This is a genomic window from Paractinoplanes rishiriensis (assembly GCF_016862375.1).
Taxonomy (GTDB): Bacteria; Actinomycetota; Actinomycetes; order Mycobacteriales; family Micromonosporaceae; genus Actinoplanes; species Actinoplanes rishiriensis.
In genome coordinates, this window is record NZ_BOMV01000041.1 from 16989 (window position 1) to 37080 (window position 20092).

At 70.2% G+C, this 20092-nt stretch carries 19 protein-coding genes and 1 pseudogene; 5 read left to right on the plus strand and 15 right to left on the minus strand.

Annotated elements, in window-relative coordinates:
- Window positions 1–7: 7 nt before the first annotated feature.
- Window positions 8–574: an RNA 2'-phosphotransferase gene (locus tag Ari01nite_RS18685; protein WP_203782544.1), complete on the minus strand. Its 567-nt coding sequence runs from the start codon at window positions 572–574 to the stop codon at window positions 8–10.
- Window positions 571–1314, minus strand: coding sequence for a class I SAM-dependent methyltransferase (locus tag Ari01nite_RS18690; RefSeq protein ID WP_203782578.1), 744 nt, complete (start codon window positions 1312–1314; stop codon window positions 571–573). The genes Ari01nite_RS18685 and Ari01nite_RS18690 overlap by 4 nt, the downstream gene beginning before the upstream one ends.
- 53 nt (window positions 1315–1367) lie before the next feature.
- On the opposite strand from Ari01nite_RS18690, the gene Ari01nite_RS18695 reads away from it, so the two are divergent.
- Window positions 1368–1751: a PPOX class F420-dependent oxidoreductase gene (locus tag Ari01nite_RS18695; RefSeq protein ID WP_203782545.1), complete on the plus strand. Its 384-nt coding sequence runs from the start codon at window positions 1368–1370 to the stop codon at window positions 1749–1751.
- Between the two features lie 92 nt (window positions 1752–1843).
- Here Ari01nite_RS18695 and Ari01nite_RS18700 read toward each other — a convergent pair whose 3' ends face one another.
- Window positions 1844–2053, minus strand: a complete 210-nt coding sequence (locus Ari01nite_RS18700) for a BldC family transcriptional regulator (RefSeq protein WP_014687221.1) — start codon at window positions 2051–2053, stop codon at window positions 1844–1846.
- A 281-nt stretch (window positions 2054–2334) separates the two neighbouring features.
- Entirely contained in the window at window positions 2335–3174 is an 840-nt protein-coding gene (locus Ari01nite_RS18705; RefSeq protein WP_203782546.1) for a DUF8083 family protein, read from the minus strand.
- Window positions 3175–3326: 152 nt separating this feature from the next.
- Here Ari01nite_RS18705 and Ari01nite_RS18710 point away from each other — a divergent pair, with 152 nt between their 5' ends.
- Complete coding sequence (locus tag Ari01nite_RS18710) at window positions 3327–4406, plus strand: Leu/Phe/Val dehydrogenase (protein ID WP_203782547.1); 1080 nt, start codon at window positions 3327–3329, stop codon at window positions 4404–4406.
- A 204-nt stretch (window positions 4407–4610) separates the two neighbouring features.
- Complete coding sequence (locus Ari01nite_RS18715; RefSeq protein WP_203782548.1) at window positions 4611–4823, plus strand: DUF3073 domain-containing protein; 213 nt, start codon at window positions 4611–4613, stop codon at window positions 4821–4823.
- A gap of 144 nt (window positions 4824–4967) precedes the next feature.
- On the opposite strand, the gene amcA is transcribed toward Ari01nite_RS18715, so the two are convergent.
- The 5 genes from amcA to Ari01nite_RS18740 form a co-directional block, all read right to left on the minus strand.
- Window positions 4968–5210: a multiple cyclophane-containing RiPP AmcA gene (gene amcA, locus Ari01nite_RS18720; protein ID WP_203782549.1), complete on the minus strand. Its 243-nt coding sequence runs from the start codon at window positions 5208–5210 to the stop codon at window positions 4968–4970.
- Window positions 5173–6282 carry a cyclophane-forming radical SAM peptide maturase AmcB gene (amcB, locus tag Ari01nite_RS18725; protein ID WP_307837779.1) on the minus strand — a complete coding sequence of 370 codons (1110 nt, stop codon included), beginning with the start codon at window positions 6280–6282 and terminating at the stop codon, window positions 5173–5175. The genes amcA and amcB overlap by 38 nt, the downstream gene beginning before the upstream one ends.
- A 133-nt stretch (window positions 6283–6415) precedes the next feature.
- On the minus strand, window positions 6416–7564 hold the full coding sequence (gene purM, locus Ari01nite_RS18730; protein WP_203782551.1) for a phosphoribosylformylglycinamidine cyclo-ligase: 1149 nt from the start codon (window positions 7562–7564) through the stop codon (window positions 6416–6418).
- A 31-nt stretch (window positions 7565–7595) separates the two neighbouring features.
- Window positions 7596–9173, minus strand: coding sequence for an amidophosphoribosyltransferase (gene purF / locus Ari01nite_RS18735; RefSeq protein ID WP_203782552.1), 1578 nt, complete (start codon window positions 9171–9173; stop codon window positions 7596–7598).
- A gap of 124 nt (window positions 9174–9297) precedes the next feature.
- Window positions 9298–9669: a sterol carrier family protein gene (locus Ari01nite_RS18740; RefSeq protein WP_203782553.1), complete on the minus strand. Its 372-nt coding sequence runs from the start codon at window positions 9667–9669 to the stop codon at window positions 9298–9300.
- 158 nt (window positions 9670–9827) lie between these two features.
- Here Ari01nite_RS18740 and Ari01nite_RS18745 point away from each other — a divergent pair, with 158 nt between their 5' ends.
- The gene (locus tag Ari01nite_RS18745; protein ID WP_203782554.1) at window positions 9828–11765 is read left to right on the plus strand and encodes a carboxypeptidase-like regulatory domain-containing protein; all 1938 of its coding nucleotides are present in this window, start codon (window positions 9828–9830) and stop codon (window positions 11763–11765) included.
- A 767-nt stretch (window positions 11766–12532) separates the two neighbouring features.
- On the opposite strand, the pseudogene purL reads toward Ari01nite_RS18745, so the two are convergent.
- The 6 genes and pseudogenes from purL to Ari01nite_RS18775 all read right to left on the minus strand — a co-directional run.
- Window positions 12533–14954 (minus strand): annotated as a pseudogene (gene purL, locus Ari01nite_RS18750) (phosphoribosylformylglycinamidine synthase subunit PurL); the annotation flags it as partial.
- A complete protein-coding gene (purQ, locus tag Ari01nite_RS18755; RefSeq protein ID WP_203782579.1) occupies window positions 14954–15664 on the minus strand; it encodes a phosphoribosylformylglycinamidine synthase subunit PurQ in 711 nt (236 codons plus the stop codon). The pseudogene purL and the gene purQ, both read right to left, overlap by 1 nt.
- Window positions 15661–15918 (minus strand): phosphoribosylformylglycinamidine synthase subunit PurS, encoded by a 258-nt coding sequence (gene purS / locus Ari01nite_RS18760; protein ID WP_203782555.1) that lies wholly within the window; start codon window positions 15916–15918, stop codon window positions 15661–15663. Before purS ends, purQ begins: the two co-directional genes overlap by 4 nt.
- Window positions 15919–16282: 364 nt before the next feature.
- Window positions 16283–17704: an adenylosuccinate lyase gene (purB, locus tag Ari01nite_RS18765; RefSeq protein WP_203782556.1), complete on the minus strand. Its 1422-nt coding sequence runs from the start codon at window positions 17702–17704 to the stop codon at window positions 16283–16285.
- Window positions 17701–18948 carry an MFS transporter gene (locus Ari01nite_RS18770; protein ID WP_203782557.1) on the minus strand — a complete coding sequence of 416 codons (1248 nt, stop codon included), beginning with the start codon at window positions 18946–18948 and terminating at the stop codon, window positions 17701–17703. Before Ari01nite_RS18770 ends, purB begins: the two co-directional genes overlap by 4 nt.
- Entirely contained in the window at window positions 18945–19484 is a 540-nt protein-coding gene (locus Ari01nite_RS18775) for an ArsR/SmtB family transcription factor (RefSeq protein ID WP_239162841.1), read from the minus strand. The genes Ari01nite_RS18770 and Ari01nite_RS18775 overlap by 4 nt, the downstream gene beginning before the upstream one ends.
- Window positions 19485–19613: 129 nt before the next feature.
- On the opposite strand from Ari01nite_RS18775, the gene Ari01nite_RS18780 reads away from it, so the two are divergent.
- On the plus strand, window positions 19614–20063 hold the full coding sequence (locus Ari01nite_RS18780; protein WP_203782558.1) for an SCP2 sterol-binding domain-containing protein: 450 nt from the start codon (window positions 19614–19616) through the stop codon (window positions 20061–20063).
- Window positions 20064–20092 lie beyond the last annotated feature (29 nt).

The window sequence follows — 20092 nt, forward strand, 5'->3', positions numbered from 1 at the left end:
AGGGAGATTACGGATTTGTCCGTTTTAGCGAGAGGTAAGCGGGCGGGACGGCCGGGGTCAGCCAGACGCCGTTCTCGCTGCGGTGGAAGACGTGGCCGGCGTCGGCCATCGCGGCCGCGGCCACCTCGAACACCACCACGTCGGCCGACCGCCGATGCCCCACCCGCAGCGCCGTCGGTACGTCCAGCGAGAGGTGGACGTGCTGCCGCCGGCCCGGGCGCAGGCCGTCCCGCCGGATCGGCTCGGCGTTCTGCCGCGGCGTGCCGTGATAGAGGACCGGGGGCGGCTCGGCGGGCGGCAGCGCCAGGTCGACGCCGACCCGGTGCGAATGGCCCTGGCTGGCCCGGATCCAGTCGGTGCCGTCGGGGCGGCGGGCGACCGCGAACCGGGACTTGTCGTTCTGCGCCACGATCAGGTCGAGGTCGTCCCGGCTGAGACCGAGCGCGGCGAGCAGGTCGGCGACCGGCACCCAGCCGTTCGGGTCCAGGGTGAGGCCCGCGGACTCCGGCCGGTGCCGCAGCACCATCGAGATCCGGCGGCTGACCCGCGCCTGCTCGCGCGACAGCTGGGTCATCCGGTCAGTTCCAGGACCGCGAGGTAGTACGGGCGGTCCTCCTCGTCGATCGACACGAGCCGCCACCGGGTGCCGGACACGAGTTCCGCCAGCTCGCCGATCGAGCAGTTCAAATAGTCGAACCAGGTGGTGGCCAGCAGCCGGTAGCGCAGCCGCAGCCGCAACTGGCCGCCGAGCCGCCCGCGCTCGCGATTGCGCCGGTGGTACGTCACGTGCACCGGATCGGTGGTGCGGTACGGGTCGGTGCCCTGCGCCACGATCCGCGCACCCGGATTGGCGAGCCGGGCCAGCGCCGCGAGGAAGACCGGCGCGCGCTCCGGCCCCTCGAGCAGCCCGAGGTTGTTGCCGAGCAGTAAGAACGTGTCGTACCGGGCGGGCGCGCCCGCGGCGTACGCGTCAATCGTGGTGACCACGGTGTCCCTCAGCCCGCGCCGACGGGCGATGTCGATCGCACCGGGCGAGGTGTCCAGCCCGGTCACCGCCATGCCGCGCCGCTGCAACTCGACCGCGATGCGCCCGGCGCCCACCCCGATGTCCAGCACGTGCCCGCGACACAGGCGCAGCGCCCGATGGTCGTGCGGCTGCCAGTCCTCGGGCTCGTCCAGGTAGTGGTCGGCCGGCGCCCCGTTGATCAGCCCGTCGTCCCGCTCGATCACCTCGATCACCGGCCGCGGCACCCGGCCACCGGCCAGCGGGCGCGGTCCGACCCCGGTGCGCACCGCGTACGCGTCCCGGATCATCTCGCCGAACACATCACCGATCGTTGGCTGCTCCACATCACTACCCTTGGCGCATGCCCTCGCTCGAGCAACTCGGTTCCGAGAAATACGTCCTGCTCACCACGTACCGGCGGGATGGCCGCGCGGTGCCGACCGCGCTCTGGGTCCTGCCCGACGGCGACGGACTCGCCTTCTGGACGCCCCGGGACAGCGGAAAGGTGAAGCGGATCCGCAACAGCGGGCGGGTCACGGTGACCGCCTGCGACCTCCGCGGCAATCCCCGCGGGGAGGCACTGCCCGGCACGGCCCGGCTCGGCGACGAGGCCGATCGCAAGCACTTCGGCCGGGTGCTGGCCCGCAAGTACGGTCTGATGGGCCGGCTCACGCTGCTCGGCAGCCGGATCCGGCGCACGGTCGACGGCACGGTGATCATCCGAGTCAAGCCGGTCGAGGCCTGACCAGAAGACCCGACCCGGAGACGAGGAAGGGGCGATCGCCTTCCCCAGCGCTCGCCCCTTGCAACGATCTTTCGCCTCGACTTGAGACTTGTTCAGTCACCCTGACGCTGCGTGGGAATCTGTCCTTGCAGCAGGGCACGAACTTCCGACTCCCGGTAACGACGGTGGCCACCCAGCGTGCGAATTGCGCTGAGTTTGCCGGCCTTCGCCCACCGGGTGACAGTCTTTGGGTCGACACGGAACATCGACGCCACCTCGGCCGGCGTTAGTAGCGGCTCAGGATCGTGCGTACGCGATGCCATCGGTCACTCCTCCACAGGTACCTAAAGACATCGGCCGGGGTCCCGCCGGCCGGTGCGTCTCTCATGGTCCGGCTAGTCCCCGATGTCCGACATGGGCCGAACGGACGAACGTCCCCAGATAGACGGATGAAGCATGCCCGATTTTTACGTGTTTTCTACGCCAGATAGTGCCTCGTTTAGTCCGATTATCACGCTTCGCCTGGCGTCGATTACGAGGAGTATTCGCCTCGGGAGCGTTCCCACGGGCAGTGAATCATGCCCGTCTGTCCCATTTTCGCAGGTCAGTTGCAGCGCTCGAGAAGCTGGACGGTACGCCACCGTTCCACCAGCTTTTCGTACGCCGTCGAGGCCGCCTCGGCGTCGCCCCGGGACAGCGCGGAGAGGCCCGCGGCCACCAGACCGGGTGAATCGTCCTGGGTCAGAACGTCATCCGGGAGGATGTTGACCAGGCCGCCGTAGTCGAGCTCGACGATGGACCGGGGGTGGAACTCCTCCAGCCACCGGGTGCCCTCCTCGACCGCCTCGGTGATCGGGGCGTCGCCCAGCGACTTGCGCAAGACCGACACGCCCCGGTGCGCCCGGCGGCGGGCCTTGGAGATCTCGGTGCGGTAGCGCAGCGTGCGCCCGCCGGCCTCCAGCGAGATCTCCCGCTCGTCCAGATCGACGAAGACGAACCAGCGCAGCGGCACACCCCAGGTGGCGATCTGCTCGTGCACCCGCGGCACCCCGTGCTCGAGCACCTTGGCCCCGCTGCGCCAGTCCTCCACGATCGCCCGGGCCTGACCGGCCAGCACCGGCGGGACGAACGCGTCGGCCAGCACGCTGGGCACGCCGTCCCGCGCGTTCAGGGCCGCCTCGGCCACCCGCAGCCGCAGGTTCCAGGGGCACACCAGCAGCGACTCCCCCGACTCCAGCACGTACGCCTCGTCGGGCAGGTCGGGCAGCCTGGTCCAGCCGGCGCCCAGCGCCTCGAGCACGGCGGTGCGCTGCTTGACCGGACCGTCGACCGGGCCCAGGGCGCGGCCCTCACGGGCGTAGCGGCGCCAGAAAACCTGCCGGTCGCGGTCGAAGGCGGTCAGCGGCTCGTAAACCCGTAGGTACGACGCGAACAGTGACGGCACGGCGCGATCCTTTCACGAATTCCGCCGCGTGGAACTTCCCGCTCGGACGTAATCCCGACGGTGTCCGCCCTACTACGCTTTCCCCAAGTCCGGCATACCCCGCCGGATCACTGGCCCCACGAAGGCCTCGACCTCAGATCAGGAGAGCAACGATGGGCGTGTTCGACACCGACGGCACCGACGCCAGCGGGCACGAACAGGTCGTTTTCTGCCAGGACCGGCAGACCGGCCTGAAGGCGATCATCGGCATCTACTCGACGGCCCTCGGGCCGGCACTCGGCGGCACCCGCTTCTATCCGTACCCGAGCGAGGAGGCGGCCCTCGCCGACGTGCTCAAGCTGTCCCGCGGGATGGCCTACAAGAACGCGCTGGCCGGGCTCGACCACGGCGGCGGCAAGGCGGTGATCTGGGGCGATCCGGCCCTGGCGAAATCCGAGGCGCTGCTGCGCGCGTACGGGCGGTTCGTCGAGTCCCTCTCCGGCCGCTATTACACCGCCTGCGACGTCGGCACCTACGTACTGGACATGGACGTCGTCGCCCGCGAGACGGGGTACGTGACCGGCCGCAGCGTCGAACACGGTGGCGCCGGCGACTCCTCGATCCTCACCGCGTGGGGCGTCTTCCAGGGCATGCGCGCGGCGGCCGAGCACGCCTGGGGCAGCCCCACCCTGTCCGGCCGGACGGTCGGCATCGCGGGCCTCGGCAAAGTCGGTAAATACCTGGCCGGCCACCTGCTCTCCGACGGCGCCGAGGTGATCGCCACCGACGTCAACGAGGCCGCACTGGCCTGGGCCCGGGCCACCCATCCGCAGATCCGGCTGGTGCCGGACACGGCGGCGCTGATCACCTCGGACATCGACGTGTACGCGCCGTGCGCCCTGGGCGGCGCGCTGGACGACGACACGGTGCAGGTGCTGCGCGCGACCGTGGTGGCCGGCGGCGCCAACAACCAGCTCGCCCATCCCGGCATCGAAAAGACCTTGGCCGAACGCGGCATCCTCTACACGCCCGACTACGTGGTCAACGCGGGCGGCGTGATCCAGGTCGCCGACGAGATCGAGGGTTTCAACTTCGAGCGCGCCAAGCTGCGCGCGACCGGGATCTTCGACACCACCGGGCGCATCCTCGCGCTGGCCGACGAGGAGGGCGTGTCGCCCGCCGTGGCCGCCGACCGGCTGGCCGAACAGCGGATGGCCGAGGTCGGCCGGTTGCGGTCGATCTACCTCGGTTGACCCACCCCGATCCACCTCGGCAGAGAGCGGTTTCGGACCTGCCGTGCGTTCCGGGAGAGAAAACCGCGACGCGCGGCAGTGTCACACGCAACCCGAGGTGCCGAAGGCGGCATCGTCCATGTACCGTAAGACCCACGAGAGATGCCTGACGTCATCGGGGCCCGCCTTCGGGCTGCCCCGAATTCTGTGCGAGGGGGTCGAGCCATGGGGCGCGGCCGTGCTAAGGCCAAGCAGACGAAGGTGGCCCGGGAGTTGAAATACCACTCCCCGAACACCGACCTCACCGCCTTGCAGCGCGAACTGGCGGGTGCCAGTAAGTCCGACCGTCATTTCGACGACGACAACGATGAGTTCGTCGACGACGACGAGGACGACGCGGACGACGACCAGGACACCTGGTCGCCGACAAGGCGCTGACCCGCATTGCACAGAGCACGCGGCTGACCGCGTGCTTCCGTGTGTCGTGGTCACCAATCCCACGTTTCAAACAACACTGAAGCCCACGCGGGCTGACGCTCGCGTGGGCTTCGAGCCGGTTTCACCAACCCGCTGTGCTGGGGCTCAGCGGGGCCGGTTGTTCCAGTTGTAGAACGTCGGGATGTTCTCGAAGTGGTTCCAGGCGCACACCGCCGAGCCGCCGTCCTCCGACGTGCCCTCGGCGCGCTCGAGCCGAGCCGTTTCGGCCTCCTCGATGAGTGCGGCCAACCCGGCCCGGGTGTCGTGCACCCGTGCCGTCACCGGATCGACTCCCACGCCGTTCGGCTGTTCAGCCTCCGACGCCCGTGGGTTGGTGATCTCGGGCATGGTCCAGCACTCCCTCCAGTAGGCGAATCTTGCTGTTGCGGCAGTGGTCGGTCTCGGTGGTGTCGAACCGGCCATGCTCGAAGTAGCGGTTCGCCGCGTGGGCGCCGCCGCAGAAACCGAAGTACGGGCAGGACTGCCGGCATGCCTGGACGCCGTCCAGGAACTCGGCGATCCAGGGCGTCGCCGCCGCACCCGCGAGGATCTCACCCAGCGGCCTTTCGAGTACGTTGCCGCTGCTGAAGTCGCCGTATCGGGGGTCGTGGAAGCCGGCCAGCTCGGGCGAGAGCAGAACCACCGAGCCGTCGTACGCGATCGTGGGAATCGGATCGAGCCGGCGCGGGAGCAGGTCGTCCGCGGTGCCGTCCAGCACCGCCGCGACGTAGCGCAGCGACCACTCGACCTCGCGCAGGTGGATGCGCGGTTCGCGGCGCCAGGCGGCGACCAGTTCCGACCAGAACGCGGTGACGTCGGCGGCCTCGTGCCGGTTGGCCCGGGTGTTGACGCCCTCGCGCTCCTCGACGTTGATGCCGAGCACGTCACAGCCCAGGTCGAGGAAGTAGTCGTACAGGCCGGCCGCCACGCCTGGTCGTGGGTCGCCGACGACGCAGAGCGCCGAGAACGGGATGCCGCGCCGGCGCAGGGTGTCGATGCCGCGGACGATCCGGTCGTACGCGGGCCGGCCGCCACGGGTGATCCGCTCGCCGTTGTACGCCTCCGGGCCGTCCACGCTGACGCTGACGCGTACCTGGTGCTCGATGAAGAAGTCGCACCAGGCGTCATCGATCAGCGTGGCGTTGGTCTGCACGTGGTGCTCGATGCCGGAACCGAACGGCGCCAGCAGCGCGGCCAGGTGCTCGCGTCCGGTCGCCAGCGGCTCGCCACCGTGCCAGACCACCGAGAACCGGCCGGACCGCGCCCACTCCGCGACCAGCTCGGCCACCGCGGCCGCGACCTCGACCGGCATCCGCTTGTCGACCTGGCGGAACGGCAGATAGCAGTAGGAGCAGTCGAGGTTGCACAGGGTGTTGGGCTGCATCACGACATAGGTGGGCACAGAGGCGATGCCGCGCATCCCGCTCCAGGCTCGTGTCATGGCGTGCACCCCCGTCCAACCGTCCAGGTCAGGCTAGGCCGCACGGTCCACCCCGTACATGAAAGATCCGCATGTGCCCAAATATCGACACACGCGGATCAAAGCTTTGCCGTCAGCCGCGGGTGTACTGCCCCATCATCTGGACCTCGCCGGTCCCGTCGATGACCTCGCCGACCTGCCACGCCTCGATGCCGCGGCCGGTCAGGTATGCCATCGCGCGGTCGGCGTCGTCGGACGAGACGATCGCGAACATGCCCACGCCCATGTTGAACGTGGCCTCCATCTCGTTGTCCTCGATCCGGCCCTTGGCCTGGATCAGGTCGAAGATGGGCTGCGGGCGCCAGGTGGAGCGGTCGACCACGGCGTCCACGTGCTCGGGCAGGATGCGCACCAGGTTGCCCGGGATGCCGCCGCCGGTGACATGCGAGAACGCGCGGACGTCGGTCTCCTCGATCAGGCCCAGGCAGTCCTTGGCATAGATCTTGGTGGGGGTGAGGAGTTCCTCGCCCAGGGTGCGCTGCGAGCCGAAGTCGTCGACCACCGAGTCGAGGCGCATCCGGCCGGCGCCCAGCAGCACGTGCCGGACCAGTGAGTAGCCGTTCGAGTGCAGGCCGGACGAGCGCATCGCGATGACCGCGTCGCCCACCTCGACCCGCTCCCGGCCGAGGATCTCGCTCTCCTCGACCACGCCGACGCCGGTGGCGGATACGTCGTACTCGTCGGGGCGCAGCACGCCCGGGTGCTCGGCCGTCTCGCCGCCGAGCAGGGCGCAGCCGGCGTACCGGCAGCCGTCGGCGATGCCGGCGCCGATCTCGGCGACCTTGTCCGGTACGACCTCGCCGCAGGCGATGTAGTCGAGCAGGAACAGCGGCTCGGCACCGCAGGCCACCAGGTCGTCGACGACCATGGCGACCAGGTCGATGCCGATCGTGTCGTGGATGTCGAGTTGCTGGGCGATCACCAGCTTGGTGCCGACGCCGTCGGTCGACGAGGCCAGGATCGGGCTCTTGTACTTCTGGACGTTGAGCCGGAACAGACCGGAGAAGCCGCCCAGGTCGCCCATCACCTCGGGACGGGAGGTCTTCCGGACCTTCGACTTGAGCAACTCGACGGCCCGGTCGCCGGCCTCGATCGAGACCCCGGCGTCCGCGTACGTGACAGTGCGCTTGCGCGCGCGCCCGGCGCCGGCCGTCCACGGCCGCCGGTCGGCGCCCTCGGCGCCGCTGGATCCGGCACTGTTGCGCTCGGACACGTGCGTCACGGTTCTCCCCTTAGAGCTGCGGTGTTCACGATCACGGGTGGTTCAGGGCGCTGGCCCCGTTGGGGCTGGTGGCGTATTCCGCCTCCAGCTCGGCGACCGCGGCGGTCGCAGCGTCGTCGGTGGCCGCCGGCATCGACGCCCGCTTGCCGACCCCCTCCAGGAGGTGCTTGCCGATCAGGTTGCCGGCCGGCAACTCGATCGGGTACTGCCCGTCGAAGCAGGCCATGCAGAGCCGCGTGCGCGGTTGCTCGGTCGCCTGGACCAGGCCTTCCAGGGAAACATAACCCAGGCTGTCGGCGCCGATCGAGCGTCGGATGCCATCGGTTTCCAGGCCGTTCGCAATCAGCTCGGCCCGGGTGGCGAAGTCGATGCCGTAGAAGCACGGCCACTGCACCGGCGGCGACGAGATGCGCACGTGCACCTCGAGCGCGCCCGCCTCCCGGAGCATCCGCACCAGGGCGCGCTGGGTGTTGCCGCGGACGATCGAGTCGTCCACCACCACCAGGCGCTTGCCCCGCACCACCTCGCGCAGAGGGTTGAGCTTGAGCCGGATGCCCAGCTGGCGGATGGTCTGGGAGGGCTGGATGAAGGTGCGCCCGACGTACGCGTTCTTGGTGAGGCCGGCGCTGTACGGGATGCCGGACGCCTCGGCGTATCCGATGGCGGCCGGGGTGCCCGACTCCGGCACCGGGATCACCAGGTCGGCCTCGACCGGATATTCCTTGGCCAGCCGGCGGCCGATCGCGACCCGGGCCGAGTACATGTTGCGGCCGGCGATCGTGGTGTCCGGCCGGGCCAGATAGACGTACTCGAAAAGGCAGCCCTTGGGCTCGGGCGCGGCGAACCGGGTGGAGCGCAGGCCGTGCTCGTCGACCGCGAGCATCTCGCCCGGCTCGACCTCACGGACGAAGCTGGCGCCGACGATGTCCAGGGCCGCGGTCTCACTGGCGATCACCCAGCCGCGTTCCATCCGGCCCAGCACCAGCGGCCGTACGCCCTGCGGGTCGCGCGCCGCGTACAGCGTGCTCTCGTCCATGAAGACGAAGCTGAACGCGCCCCGCAGTCGCGGAAGCACCTCGAGCGCCGCGGCCTCGACCGACAGGTCGGGGCGGCTGGCCAGCAGGGTGGTCACCAGGGCGGTGTCCGAGGTGGCGCCGTCCTTAGCCAGCCCAGGCGCATCGAGACCGCGCTCGGCCACCTCGCGCGACAGCTCGGCAGTGTTGACCAAGTTGCCGTTGTGAGCCAGCGCGATCGTCGTGCCGGCCGTGGTGGCGCGGATCGTGGGCTGGGCATTTTCCCAGTTCGAACCGCCGGTCGTGGAATACCGGGTGTGTCCGATCGCCAGGTGGCCGCGCAGGCTCGCCAGGGTCGGCTCGTCGAAGACCTGAGAGACCAGGCCGAGATCCTTGTAAACCACCACGCCGGAACCGTCGCTCACGGCGATGCCGGCGGCCTCCTGGCCGCGGTGCTGGAGAGCAAAGAGACCGAAATAAGTAAGTTTTGCTACTTCTTCCTCGGGGGCCCACACACCGAAGACGCCGCAGGCATCCTGGGGGCCGCGCTCCTGGGGGTCGAGATCGTCGGTCAACCGGCCGTCGCCTCGGGGCACCTGTCGCTCCCTGCTCGTCTGGTAAGGCAAGCTCAGCTGCTCGAACTTGCTTGTCCGCTCCGATCGCTCAGTGTACGCGAGCGAGCCGGGCCCGGCTCGGCTCACGCCAGGCCGGTCCGGCGGGTCACTCGCCGGCGTCCCCGGAGAGCGGCAGGAACTCGGTGAGGTCGGTCCGGATGCCGCTCGCCCGGAGACGTCCGTCACTTACCGCATCGGACCAGCTCACACGCTCCGTGGCGAGGAGCAGCCAGGTGAGTGGATCCGTTTCGACCACATTGGGCGGTGTACCGCGGGTGTGCCGCGGGCCCGCAACACACTGAATTGCGCCAAAAGGTGGAACTCGTACCTCGACCGATCGGCCGGGTGCGCGCCGGGCCAACTCGGCCAACAAAAATCGCACAGCGTCACGAAGCAGTGACCTGCCGAGATCGTCACCACGATCCAGCGCGTCCAACGCTTCTTTTACCGACTCGGATTTATTGTGCGCGGAGGACATGTCGGGACGATACGACCCGGTCCACTGAGATTGGTACGCGGCCCTGGGTCGCGCAACGGACGTATGACAAGGCATAGTGGCCGACGGTGTTTTATGTCGCGGCATGTAACCGGCACCCTAATCGGCCGGCTATCCGTGCGACCCGGAAGGCGGTGGACGTGACAACGCACCTACGAGCCCGAGTGGCCCAGGCCGGTGCGTTACTGGCGGTGGTCGCCGGCGGTATCGCTGTGGCTCCAGCAGCGGCGCTGGCCAGCCCACCAAACGTGCAGATCACCGACATCTCCACCGAGGTGGTCGCCGGCGCGCGCTTCAGCATGACCTACGAGGTGGCCGACACCAACGACAACGGTGGCCAGCGGGTGAGCGTGGGGCTCCAGGTGCAGAACTCCGCCCGCATGCCCTGCAGCGGCAACTGTGGCCAACAGACCCAGGTCGACAACAACCCACGGCAGTTCCGCGCCGAGTTCACCGCGCCCAACGTCGGCGCCGGTCAGACCCAGAACGTCACGATCCAGGTCACGGCCACGATCAACGGCGAGTCCAACTCGGCCACCCAGCAGGTTCGGGTCACCGGCCCGGACCGGCCGCAGTCGGTGTCGCAGATCTCCGGCCGGGTCAAGGACCAGGAGGGCAAGTCCGTCTCGGGTGCCTCGGTCGCCATGAAGGACAGTGCCGGCAACGTCTACGAGTCGACCACGAACGGCTCCGGCGGATACTCGTTCAACGCGACCAACGACAAGCCGATCGCGCCCGGCACCATCTCGGTCGGCGCGCTCAAGGACGGCTACGAGTCCGCCACCGTGCAGATCCAGGCCTCGGCCGGACGCAGCATCAACGTGCCGCTCACTCTCAAGCTGGTCGCGGCGACCCCGTCGGCGACGCCGTCGGCGTCCCCGTCCGCCGAGGCCAGCACCGAGGCGCTGGACGAGGCCCTCGACGAGGAGACCGCCGAGGCGGCACCGGCCAACCCCGACACCGAGAACACGTCGGACAGTTCCGGCGGCTCCGGCTCGCTGCTGTTCATCGTGCTCGGCGGCCTGCTGGTGGCGGCCGGTGTGGGCGCGATCGTGCTGGTCATGATGCGTCGCAAGAACCAGGGCGAGGACGACGGCGTGGACGGCGACGACCCGACCGCGATGCCCGGCGGCGGAGGCGTGATGCCAACCGCGCGCGGCCGCTTCAACGACGCGACCCGGGTGGCCGCGCCGATGGGTGCCGGCCGGGACGCGACCATGGTGGCCCCGCGAGGCGGCGCCGCGTCGCTCTCCGACGCGCCGACCATGCTGCACCGCCCAGTGCCGGCCGAGGACGAGTTCCCCGACCCGTACGGCGCGCCGATCCCGCAGCAGGGCGGCTACCACGGCGGAGCAGCCGCCGGTGGCTGGGACGACCAGGCCGACAACTACGGCGGTGGCGGCGACGCTTACGGCGGCGGTGGCACCTACGGCGAGCCCACCCAGTACGGCCGCCCGCAGGCTGACGACGGCTACGGCGGCGGCGCGGCCTACGCCGGTGCCGGCGCGGCCGGTGGCGGCCAGTACGGCGGCGGCGACCAGCGGCGCTACGACGAGCCCACCGGCATGTACCGCCCCGAACAGGACGACGACGGCTACGGCGGCGGCACCTACGACCGCGGCGGCTACGGCGGCCAGTACGGCGGCGGCCAGTACGGCGGCGGCGGTGCCTACCAGGCCGGCGGCTACGACGACCAGGGCGGCTACGACAGCGGCAACGGCTACGGCCCCCAGACCGGCGGTCCGCAGACCGGCGGCCCCCAGACCGGCGGCCCGCAGACCGGCGGCCCTCAGACCGGCGGCGGCACCTACGGCGGCGGCACCTACGGCCGCGGTGGCGGCGCCTACGGCGACCAGGGTGACGGCTACGACCAGGGCGGCTACGGCGACCAGCGCGGCGGCACCTACGGCCGCGGTGGTGGCGGCGGCGGTGGCGGCGCCTACGGCGAGCAGGGCGGCGGCTACGACCAGGGCGGCTACGGCGACCAGCGCGGCGGCGGTGCCTACGGTGGACAGTCCCGCCAGCAGGAGCCGTCCCACCCGGGCCAGCGCCGCTCGCTCGACTGGATGGACAACTAGCTCGCAATAAGTTCCGGACGACCCCGCACCCACTTGGTGCGGGGTCGTTCCGCATGCACGGGAGCACACGAAAGCCGGTCGGCATCACGCCGACCGGCTTCGCTGGGTTGGTGGGTGTTACGCCTTGGGCTTGTCCGTCCCGCTCTCGGCCGCGTCATCTTCAGAAGATTCACCGGCTGAACCCGCCTCGGCAGACTCCGCCTCGTCGGGCGCCTCGACCTGATCCGCCGCTTCGGCCTTCGTCGCCGGCTCCGAATCCGTAGCCTGGTCAGAGTCAGTGTCCACGGCAGACGCGGCTTTTGCCCGTGTCGTGGCTTTTGTCGAGGTGGAGGTGGCCTCGGCGTCGGCATCGTCAGCGTCGATTTCCGCCGCGGCCGTCGAGCCATCGGTCGACCCGGCTGACGCGTCGTCGTCAGCCACAGCCACCGATCCGGCCTTTGCGCCGTCCGCGGCTTCGGTTGCTGACGCAGGCTCGGCGCCGGCGCCCGTCAAAGTCACCGACGTGGCGTCGGCCTCCACCGCAGGCACCGACTCCGGCTCAGCATCGGCCTCAGTCGAGGTCGCCCGCCCAGCCGACTCGGTCACCGCCTCAGGCTCCGCCGCACCGGCCGGTCCGGCCGCCGACGGCTCCGACACATCCTCCGGCTCCGCCGCACCCTCCGGCTCGGTTGCCGACGCCGGCTCGGCCGGTGTGGTGGTTGGCAGGCCGGGGATCAGCGCCGTCGGGTCGGATGCGTGTGCCAGGTCGCCGTGGCGGTTGGCCAGTTCGGCGGTGCCGCCGAAGAGGGCGGGCAGCGTCGCCGACCATGCCTCGCGCAACTCGGTGAGCGGGATCACAAACTCGTCGCGGACCTCGAGCACCGGCTCCTGCGTGGTCAGGCCGATCGGGGTGCACGGCACGCCGTACTCGGTGGCCAGGGCGATGAATGCCTTGTCGTGGCCGCGTGGGATGGCGACGATGGCGCGGCCCGCGGACTCGCTGAACAGCTGGACGAAGGCCGTGTTGCCGTCGTCGGGCAGGGCCAGCCGGGCACCGACGTTGCGGCGCAGGCAGCTTTCCACCAGGCCCTGCGCCAGGCCACCGTCCGACAGGTCGTGGGCCGAGCCGACGTGGCCGGCCTGTGAGGCGCGTGCCATCAGGGCCGCCAGGCGCTGCTCGCGTACCAGATCGACCTTGGGAGGACGGCCGCCGAGGTGGCCGTGGGTGACCCAGGCCCACTCCGAACCGGAGAGTTCGCAGGCGGTCTCGCCGAGCAGGAAGATGACGTCGCCGTCGCCCGCGGGGGGCGCGAAGCCCATCGGGACGCGGCGGGACACATCGTCGAAGACGCCCAGCACGCCGACCACGGGGGTCGGGTGGATCGCGGCGGCGCCCGTCTGGTTGTAGAAGCTGACGTTGCCGCCGGTGACCGGGGTGCCCAGCTGCTGGCAGCCGTCGGCGAGACCGCGGACGGCCTCGGCGAACTGCCACATCACGGCCGGGTCCTCGGGCGAGCCGAAGTTGAGGCAGTCGGTGACCGCTACCGGCTCGGCGCCGGTGACAGCGACATTGCGGTACGCCTCGGCGAGCGCGAGCTTGGCACCCTCGTACGGGTCGAGCCGGGCGAACCGGCCGTTGCCGTCCACCGACAGCGCGACACCGAGGCCGGTGCGCTCGTCGATGCGCAGCACACCCGCGTCCTCGGGCTGGGCCAGCACGGTGTTGCCGAGGACGTAGCGGTCGTACTGTTCGGTGACCCAGGTCTTGTCGCACAGGTTCGGCGACCCGGCCATCCGCAGGACCGTTTCGCGAAGTTCGTCCCCGGTGGACGGTCGCGGCAGCGTTTCCGCGCGGTCGGCCTGAAGCAGTATCAAGTCGGCCGGCTCGCGGATCGGCCGGGCATACACCGGGCCGTCGTCGGCCAGCGAGCCCGGCGGCACGTCGACCACCACGTGCCCGTTCCAGGTGATCACCAGGCGGCCCGGCGAGCCGTCCTCGCCGCCGGCCGTGACCTCGCCGATCGCGGTGGCCCACACGCCCCACTTCTCGGCGACGGCCAGCACGCGACCCAGGTTGTCCGGGTTGACGATGAGGAGCATCCGCTCCTGCGACTCGCTGGCCAGGATCTCGGTGGGCGACATCGACGCCTCGCGCAGCGGCACCCGCTCGAGCCAGACCCGCATGCCGGTGCCGGCCGCCGCGGCGGTCTCGGTGAGCGCGCAGGTCAGGCCGGCGCCGCCGAGGTCCTGGATGCCCGCGACGAGGCCGGCGTCGTACAGCTCGAGGCAGCTCTCGATCAGAAGCTTTTCCATGAACGGGTCACCGACCTGGACGGACGGGCGGCGCTGCTCGGCCCCCTCGTCGAAGGTCGCGGACGCGAGCACGGAGACACCTCCGATGCCGTCCCGGCCGGTGCGGGCGCCGAGGAGCACCACCACGTTGCCGACGCCGGCCGCCTCCTTGCGCTGCAGGCGCTGCACCGGCAGCACGCCGATACTCAGGGCGTTGACCAGCGGGTTGCCCTGGTAGGTCGGGTCGAAGACGATCTCGCCGCCGATGTTGGGCAGACCCAGGCAGTTGCCGTACCCGCCGATGCCGGCCACCACGCCGGGCAGCACGCGGGCGGTGTCCGGGTGGTCGGCCGCGCCGAAGCGCAGCGGGTCCATCACGGCGACCGGGCGGGCGCCCATCGCGAGGATGTCGCGGACGATGCCGCCCACGCCGGTCGCGGCGCCCTGGTAGGGCTCGACGAAGCTCGGGTGGTTGTGCGACTCGACCTTGAAGGTGACCGCCAGGTCGTCGGAGATCTGCACGACGCCCGCGTTTTCCCCGATGCCGGCCAGCATCCGGGTGTTCTGCGGGGCCTTGTCACCGAACTGGCGCAGGTGCACCTTGCTCGACTTGTAGGAGCAGTGCTCGCTCCACATGATCGAGTACATCGCCAGCTCGGACGCGGTCGGCCGGCGGCTGAGGATCTGCCGGATCCGTTCGTACTCGTCGTCCTTGAGGCCCAGGTCGGCATGTGGCTGAAGCTCTTGTGGCGTGCTGAGCGCACGCTGCACCGTGTCGGGACCGCCGTCGAACTCATTGACCAGCACGTCCGTGGCGGCGAAGCCGGTCGGCTTGGTCGGTGCGGCAGCCGCCGGTGGCTTGTTCGGCGCCGGCGGCGCCGCCGCGCCGCTGGTGGCCGTGTCCGGCTGCGAGGTCATTACTGTTGTCCCCCTGCGTGCTGTCCGCCGGCGGTCGCCCCGGCCAGGGCCCGCAGGACGGAGGTGAAGAAGCCGAGGCCGTCGAGTGACGGGCCGGTCAGCGCCTCCACTGCGTGTTCCGGGTGCGGCATGATGCCGACGACGTTGCCGGCCTCATTGGTGATCGCGGCGATGTCCCGCTGCGAACCGTTCGGGTTGCCACGGATGTACCGGGCCACGACCCGGCCCTCGGCCTCGAGCGCGTCCAGCGTGCGCTCGTCGGCGACGTAGCAGCCCTCGCCGTTCTTGACCGGGATGAGCACTTCCTGGCCCACGCTGAACCGATTGGTCCAGGCGGTGTCGTTCGAGTCGATCCGCAGGAACTGGTCGCGGTTGCGGAAGTGCAGATGCTGGTTGCGGGTGAGCGCGCCGGGCAGCAGGTGGGCCTCGCAGAGGATCTGGAAGCCGTTGCAGATGCCGAGCACGGGCAGGCCGCCGCGGGCGGCGTCGATGATCGATTCCATCGCCGGGGCGAACCGGGCGATAGCGCCACAACGCAGATAGTCCCCGTAGGAAAAGCCGCCGGGCAGCACCACGGCGTCGACGGCGTGCAGGTCGGGGTCGCCGTGCCAGAGGCGCACCACGTCGCCGCCGGCGATGCCCGCGGCGCGGGCCGCGTCGCCGTCGTCGAGGGATCCGGGGAAGGTGACCACACCGATCCGCATGGTCAGGCGACCTCCGCCGGAACGCCGTTCACCGAGTGGATCGTGAAGTCCTCGATCACCGGGTTGGCGAGCAGCTTGTCGGCGATCTCACGGGCGCGCTCGAGATCGGCCTCACCGGCGAACTCGATCTCGATCCGCCGACCGATGCGGACCGAGGAGACATCGGTCACACCGAGCCTGGGCAGCGCGTTTGCCACTGCCTGGCCCTGCGGATCGAGAATCTCCGGCTTCAGCATGACGTCGACCACGACGCGAGCCACGGGCACTCCTGACTGATAGTGGTGAGCACGGGCAGCCTACCTTGTGAACCATCCGATCGGCCCATCGGCCGGTGTCGGCAGCGTGACCCGCGCGGCGCTGAGCAGGCAACTTCGACGGTGATCCAGGACACCCGAAACATCGAAGCTTCAATCGTCTCCGGGGTCATCACACGGTGATAGGTGCGAACTGAATTATTGGCGGCGTCGGTGCCGGCACCTACCGTCTAGTCATCGATCTCCGGATGGCCCGGCGGCGGTCGCCCCCACCGCCGCCGACGCCATGAATCGAGCAGTCTCCGCCGGGGCGTGGTGTGAGGGTCGAGCTCCGCCACGCCTCGGCGGCACGACCTTAGAAACCGGCCTCCTAGAGAATCGGCGCCGGCCGGTATGCGGCGGCCGCCGGGTGCGCCGCAACGATCGTCGCCACCCGCTCGGCCACCTCGCGGACCTGCGACGGTGCCGCGCCGACGAACGCCGCCCGATCCGAGACCAGGGTGTCGATCTCGGCCCGGGACAACCGCAGCCGCTCGTCGCCGGCAAGCCGGTCGAACAGGTCGTTGCCGGCCGCGCCCTTTTCCCGCATGGCCAGCGCCACCGCGACCGCGTGCTCCTTGATCACCTCGTGCGCCACCTCGCGACCGACGCCCTTGCGGACGGCGGCCACCAGGATCTTGGTGGTGGCCAGGAACGGCAGGAAGCGGTCCAGTTCGCGAGCGATGACCGCCGGGTACGCGCCGAACTCGTCGAGCACCGTGAGGAAGGTCTGGAACAGGCCGTCGGTCGCGAAGAACGCATCCGGCAGCGCCACCCGGCGCACCACCGAGCAGGAGACGTCGCCCTCGTTCCACTGGTCGCCGGCCAGCTCGCCGACCATCGACAGGTAACCGCGGACGATCACCGCGAGCCCGTTCACCCGCTCCGACGACCGGGTGTTCATCTTGTGTGGCATCGCCGACGACCCGACCTGGCCCGGTTTGAAGCCCTCGGTGACCAGTTCCTGACCGACCATCAGCCGGATCGTGGTGGCCAGCGAGGACGGCGCGGCCACCACCTGGGCCAGCGCCGACACCACGTCGAAGTCGAGCGACCGCGGGTAGACCTGGCCGACGCTGCTCAGCACCCGGTTGAAGCCGAGGTGCCCGGCGACCCGCTGCTCCAGCGTGGCCAGTGCCTCGAAGTCGCCGTCCAGCAGGTCTAGTTGGTCGGCCGCGGTGCCGACCGGGCCCTTGATCCCGCGCAGCGGGTACCGGCCGATCAGGTCGTCCAGCCGCTCGTACGCGATCAGCAACTCCTGCGCGGCCGAGGCGAACCGCTTGCCCAGCGTGGTGGCCTGCGCCGCGACGTTGTGCGACCGGCCGGTCACCACCAGGTCCGAATACTCCACGGCGCGCTCGGCGAGCCGGGACAGCGCGGACACCACCCGTTCCCGGATCAGCTCGAGCGACGCCCGGATCTGCAACTGCTCGACGTTCTCGGTCAGGTCGCGGGACGTCATGCCCTTGTGGATCTGCTCGAAGCCGGCGAGCTCGCTGAACTCCTCGATCCGCGCCTTCACGTCGTGCCGGGTGACCCGCTCGCGGGCCGCGATCGAGGCCAGGTCGACCCGGTCGAGCACCGCCTCGTACGCCTCCACCGCGCCCTCCGGCACCGCCACCCCGAGATCGCGCTGCGCCCGCAACACAGCCAGCCAGAGCCGGCGCTCCATCCGGATCTTCTCCTCGGGAGACCAAAGAGTGGTGAGGTCGGCGGAGGCGTAGCGGGCGGCAAGCACGTTCGGGATGGTCACGCGAGCGATTCTGTCACGGGCTCCGGTTGCCTCTTCGGCAGCTCATGCCGCAGGGTGCGCACCTCACGGCTGCTCAGCATGCCGATCCCCGCAATGATCATGAGAGCGGCGGCGCCGATCAGGGTCGGCTTGATGCCGGCCGCGTGCGCGATCGGGCCCATCGCCATCTCGCCGATCGGGATGGCCACGAACGAACCGACCATGTCGTATGAGTAGACCCGGGCCAGCTTGTCCGGCGGCACGTGTTCCTGCATGGTCGTCTCCCACGCGACACCGAACTGCTCGATCGACAGCCCGGCCACGAACGCGCCGAGCATCAGCGCCCAGACCGCGGGATAGACGCCGAGCAGGATGATCGGCAGCGCGAACGGCAGGCAGCAGGCCACGCCGAAGAACAGCATCCGCCGCAGCCGGAGCCGCAACGCCACCAGGCCGCCGACGATCATCCCGGCGGTCTGCGCGGCCAGCACGAAACCCCAGGCCTGCCGGCCGAACGTCTGGTCCGCGACGAACGGGCCGAGCACGAACAGGCCACCGCTCCACGCCGCGTTGGTCACGCAGAAGCCGGCCACGACCACCCAGAGCCAGGTCCGCGACCGGAACTCGGTCCAGCCGATGCGCAGGTCGGCCAGCAGGTTCGAACGTTCCGCGCGCTTCGCCGGCTCCGGGACCCGCAGGCCCAGAAAGAACAGTGCCGAGAGGGCGAACGTGCCCGCGTCCACCGCGATGCCCCAGCCCGGACTGGACACCGCCACCACCAGGCCGGCCACCGGCGCACCCACCACGGCCGCCGTGTTCAGGCAGACCCGGTTGATCGCGTTCGCCTGCTGGCGCAACGCCTCGGGCACGGTCGACGGCAGGATCGAGGCGCTCGCCGGCAGGGCCAGCGCGCCAACCATGCCGTTGAGCGCGGCGAGGCCCATGAGCAGCGGAATGGTGGCGGTGCCGGTGAGCACCAGGACGGCCACGACGGCCTGGGTGACGGCGGCGGCCAGGCTGGCGCCGACCATCAGCAGGCGTTTCGGCACCCGGTCGGCCAGCACCCCGCCGAACAGCAGGAAGGCCACGTTGACCACGGTGCGGGAGCCGACCACCAGGCCCAGGTCGGCGACCGAGCCGGTGAGGTCGAGCACCGCGAACGCCAGCGCGATGGGCGCGAACGAGTTGCCCAGGGCGTTGATCGTGCGGCCGGCCACCAGGAAGCGGAACGGACGGTGCCGCAGCGGCGCCATCGAGCTGCTCATCGGGACTCCATCTCGAACATCGCCGTGGTGGTGCTCGTGCGGATGGTGCCGGGGGTGCGCGGCGGCCGGGCCGCCGCGTGCAGCTCGGTCAGGGCGGCGCCGACCCGGTCCCGGAACTCGCGCCATTGTGCCGGGTCGATCCACAGCTCGGCGTCGACCAGCAGCATCGGGCCAGGCGGGAAGTGCGCGTCCCGGGTGCGGCGGATCAGCTCGTGGGCGAACGCGGCCATCTCGACCCGGCGCTGCTCGTCGCTGCGCCCGCCGCGGTGGCGTTGCTGATCCCGTTCGTGTGACGCGTCGTAGCGGTAGCGCTTCGCGACGCCGCCGCGGATCTTTTCCTCGCCCTCGACCAGGATCAGTCCGCCGGCCAGCAGGTTGCGCAGGTGGTAACTGGCGTTGGCGTGGGTCAGCCCCAGCTCACGGGCCACCTCGGCGGCGGTCATCGAGCTCGCGGTGAGCAGGGACATGATCTGCAGCCGTACGGGATGGGCCATGGCGCGCAGCGCGGCCTGCTCACCCTTATCTCCCAAAGACATGTTTGGGAGTCTAGGGCAGGGCATGGCGACTGTCCAACGTTTCTTTGGGAGTGGCACACTGCTCAGAGAACCGGCATTCTCGCTATTGTTACTGACGAGTAGCAGGCGCAAATACCGAAAGGTCCACCGATGACTGATTTCAATGCTGAGTCGCTCTCCTCGATCGGCCCCAAGGAGTTCGCTCAGCTCGTCAAGACGACGCCGGACTCGCAGATCGCCGAGGTCATGAACGGCGACGCCCGCACCAAGATCCTCGACGAGGTCTTCAACCGCATGCCGTCCCTGTTCCGCGCCGAGAAGGCCGGCGACACCTCCGCCGTCATCCACTGGATCATCTCGGGTGGCCCGAACGGCAGCGACACGTACGAGACCGTGATCGAAAACGGCGGGTGCACGGTGACCAACCAGCCGGTCCGCGAGCCGAAGCTGGCCATGACCATGGACCCGGTGACCTTCCTCAAGGTCGTCTCGGGCGACGGCAACCCGATGATGATGTTCATGACCGGCAAGATCAAGGCGAAGGGCGACCTCGGCCTGGCCGCCAACGTCGCGAAGCTCTTCGACATCCCCCGGGCCTGAGCGACCAGACTTGGGACGGGGGCCGGCGC